This window comes from Mesorhizobium sp. WSM4844, assembly GCF_055811775.1.
Window position 1 is genome coordinate 1 of sequence record NZ_JBVVQB010000171.1, and the last position, 693, is coordinate 693.

Annotated in this window: 1 protein-coding gene; it reads left to right on the forward strand. The window is 70.9% G+C overall.

All coding sequences use genetic code 11. The features are described from left to right. A partial coding sequence (locus AC0L2A_RS36290) for an AMP-binding enzyme (protein WP_473612988.1) occupies positions 1-693 on the forward strand: 693 nt, incomplete at both ends.

Below are 693 nucleotides of genomic sequence, written 5' to 3' on the forward strand. Positions count from 1 at the left end.
CCGCAACGACGAGCAGGTGAAGATCCGCGGCTTCCGCATCGAGCCGGGCGAGATCGCGGCGCGGCTTTGCGAGCACGAGCTTGTCGGCGATGCGGTGGTGGTGGCGCGCGCCGATCGAACCGGCGACCAGCGGCTCGTCGCCTATGTGGTGGCGAAGCCGGCGGCCGGATCGGAGGGCGCCGATGGCGGCGCGCTTGCCGGCGCCTTGCGCGCGCATCTGGCTAGCCTGCTGCCCGACTACATGGTGCCGTCGGCCTTCGTGCGGCTGGATGGGCTGCCGCTGACGGTGAACGGCAAGCTCGACCGCCAGGCGCTGCCGGCCCCCGACGACGACGCCTATGCGCGCACCGCCTATGAAGCGCCGCAGGGCGCGGTCGAGACGCTGCTGGCCGGGATCTGGGCGGAGCTGCTCGGGGTCGAGCGGGTCGGGCGCCACGACAACTTCTTCGAGCTCGGCGGCCACTCGCTGTTGGCCGTGCAGCTGATGAGCCGTTTGCCGCAGGCGGTCGGTGTCGAGCTGCCGCTGGCCACGCTGTTCGCCAGGCCGGTGCTTTGCGATCTGGCGGAAAGCACAATCGACCAGTTGAACCGCTGCGGTCCGCAAGACCTGCCGGCGATTGTTGCCGTGTCGCGCGACGAGCCGCTTGCGCTGTCGTTCGCGCAGCAGCGGCTGTGGTTCCTGGCGCAGCTCGA